This window comes from Mongoliibacter sp. (assembly GCF_007692705.1).
Classification (GTDB): domain Bacteria; phylum Bacteroidota; class Bacteroidia; order Cytophagales; family Cyclobacteriaceae; genus Mongoliibacter.
Genome location: NZ_REBN01000011.1, coordinates 1 through 2,961, shown reverse-complemented (window position 1 = coordinate 2,961; position 2,961 = coordinate 1). Strand labels below are relative to the sequence as shown.

The 2,961-nt window shown below is 43.8% G+C and carries 3 protein-coding genes; all 3 read left to right on the top strand.

What is annotated here, in order from left to right:
- Nucleotides 1-859 (top strand): efflux RND transporter permease subunit (locus EA341_RS00140; protein WP_293010656.1); only part of this gene is annotated, 859 nt, incomplete at its 5' end.
- Nucleotides 846-1,973, top strand: a complete 1,128-nt coding sequence (locus EA341_RS00135; RefSeq protein WP_293010655.1) for an efflux RND transporter periplasmic adaptor subunit — start codon at nucleotides 846-848, stop codon at nucleotides 1,971-1,973. The genes EA341_RS00140 and EA341_RS00135, both read left to right, overlap by 14 nt.
- Before the next feature lie 242 nt (nucleotides 1,974-2,215).
- The coding region (locus EA341_RS00130; protein WP_293010654.1) for a sulfite exporter TauE/SafE family protein at nucleotides 2,216-2,961 on the top strand (746 nt) is incomplete at its 3' end.

Here is a 2,961-nt window from a genome sequence, read left to right as displayed (position 1 = left end):
TGGCAATGCCTATCAGGTGCAGGTAGAAATCCCCCAATACACCATGAATTCCCAACAAGCTTTGGAAAATATCTACCTGCCACGTGTGGGAGAAAGCAATAATCGCCTCGGTGATGTGGCCAGTATTAGCCTCAGCACCTCGCAAGGCGAGGTAGTTAGACTCAACCAACAGCGGATGGTGTCTGTCACCGCAAATCTTCATAACAAAACCATCGGTTCAGCCAGAAGAGATATCCAAAAAGCCATAGCAGCTGCCGGGGAAAAACCTAGAGGACTCAATGTGATTGTAAGAGGTCAGTTGGAGTTCCTGTCAGAAACACTCTCCGAATTGCAGACAGGATTGATCATCGCTGTTTTTGTCATCTTCTTAATGTTGGCAGTCAACTTTCAATCCCTCAAAGCTGCGCTTTCTACCCTGTCCACCATACCAGCGGTAGCAGTAGGTTCACTTTTGTTCCTTTTGCTTTTTGGCGCTACACTTAATATTCAATCCTATATGGGCCTGATCATGGCTTTGGGTGTTTCTGTAGCCAATGCCATTCTCTTTACCACCTTTGCTGAGGAGGAGAGAAAAAAACACGGAGATGCCCTCAAAGCAGCTAAAGCCGCAGGAAAGAGCAGGTTAAGACCGATTTTGATGACCAGTATTTCCATGATTGTGGGATTGATCCCATTGGCGATAGGCGGAGATCAAACTGCGCCTCTGGGAATTGCAGTGATCGGAGGACTCCTGTTTTCTACCATTACCACTTTATTGATTATGCCATCAGTTTATTCTCGCTTGCTGAAAAATGCCAGTATTGAACCTGTTTCTTTAGATCCATACGACGAAAATTCTTCCCATTATGAACATGGATAAATATACCCTTATGCTCACTTCCCTCTTAATGGGATCTCTTCTTTCCTGCAATTCTTCTAAAAATTCAGAAGAATCCGGTCAGCAGGAAAAATTCTATGAAAGCCTTGTTATCCAAACCAGTGATCTCCAAGGAAGCATAAGCCTTCCAGGAGAGCTCAAGTCCTTCGAGTCAGTAGCCATCTTTCCCAAAATGACAGGCTATGTTCAGAGCGTAAAAGTAGACCGAGGCTCTAAAGTGAAAAAGGGGGAGGTCATTGTGCAGATCGAAGCGCCGGAAATCATGGCTGAATTGGCTGCTGCCAAAGCTAAGGTCTTACAAGCTGAGGGTTTTGCTCAATCTGCGGAATCCAAACTTTCCACTGTCAAGGATCAATTCAACCGAATCCAAAAAACCTCCCAAACACCAGGGACTGTTTCTGCTTCTGATCTCCTACGCATAGAAAATCAACTTAAAGAGGAAGAATCTAATGTAGCATCGGCCAATTCTGCCTTAGAAGCTGCCCGATATGGCTTACAGGCTGCACAACAGATGGCTAACTATCTGACCATTCGAGCACCTTTTGATGGAATTGTGACCGAAAGAAATGTGCATACGGGAACGTTTGTGAGTTCGCAAGATAGTGAAAAACCCATGTTCCGCTTAGAAATGAATGATATGCTCCGCTTGGAAATTCCTGTTCCCGAATCCTATTCTGGATTGAATTTTGGTAGCGACAGCCTTTCCTTTACTCTGAATTCCCAATCAGGCAAAAGCTACAAAGCCATGGTCAGTAGACAATCAGGAAGCCTTCAAAATGCCAGTAGGACAGAGATGATGGAGGCCGATGTGCCCAACAAAGATGGTAACCTGAAAGCCGGAAGTTTTGCCCAAGTGAAGGTTGCCTACAAAAAAGAAGGCTTGCTGATGATTCCCAATGCTGCTTTGGTGACTAGCATGGAAGACCGTTTTGTGGTCAAAGTAGTCAACGGAGAAGCCCAAAGGATATCTGTCAGAAAAGGGATTTCCCAAAACGGTCAGACCGAAATTTTCGGTGATCTTCAACCCGGAGACATTATCCTCAAAAACCCCTCAGAAACTATTCAGAGTGGGGATAGGGTGAGATTAGACCCTTAAGGTTTTCAAAACCTCGAGGGTCTTTAATGTTAAAAGAAAATAGTTTCTCGCGGCGGTCGCAACGATTACGCAACGACCGCGACGAAGAAAAAACATAAATTGAAAGTACACACCACGTTGCGTTCGCTGCGAATCTCTTTGCGGTCGCTGCGTGAATCAATTAAAAGAAAAAACAACGTACTTCGGCTAGAACAAAAAACCCTTCGAGGTCTAGAAGACTTCAAAGGTTAAAACACTACAGCATGGATATATTCATCATCTCACTTACCGCTTTTGTAGTCGCTATCCTGACTTTCTTTTCGGGATTTGGTTTGGGTACAATATTGACACCGGTATTTATAATTTTCTTTCCAGTGGACTTGGCTATTGCTTTGACTGGGGTGGTGCATTTTTTCAATAATATCTTCAAGCTCTTTTTGGTCGGCAGAAATGCGGACAAACAGGTCTTGATCCGGTTTGGAATTCCCGCGGTGATCGCCGCATTTGCCGGTTCTTGGGTTTTGTTGAATATTACTGATTTGGAGCCCTTGTTTAAGTACGAGATGTTTGGCAGATCTTTTACAGTGGAAACTGTCAAATTTATCATTGCCATTCTACTGATCATATTTGCCTTGATGGATTTGATTCCCTATTTCCAAAACCTACAATTTGGGAAAGAAAAACTCCCTTTTGGTGGAGCCTTAAGTGGTTTTTTTGGAGGGCTTTCAGGAAATCAGGGAGCTTTGCGCTCCGCATTTCTGATCAAAGCAGGATTGTCTAAAGAAGCTTTTATAGGAACTGCCGTGGTGGTTTCCACTTTTGTGGATTTTACTAGGTTGAGTGTATATGCTACCCGCTTTGTGGGTACGGACTTGAGCGAAAACCTTACTCTGGTCATTATCGCCACACTTTCAGCAATATCCGGGGCTTATTTGGGCAATAAGCTATTGAAAAAAGTCACTTTGAAGTTTCTTCAAGTCACAGTTGCCATTATGCTGATATTGATTTC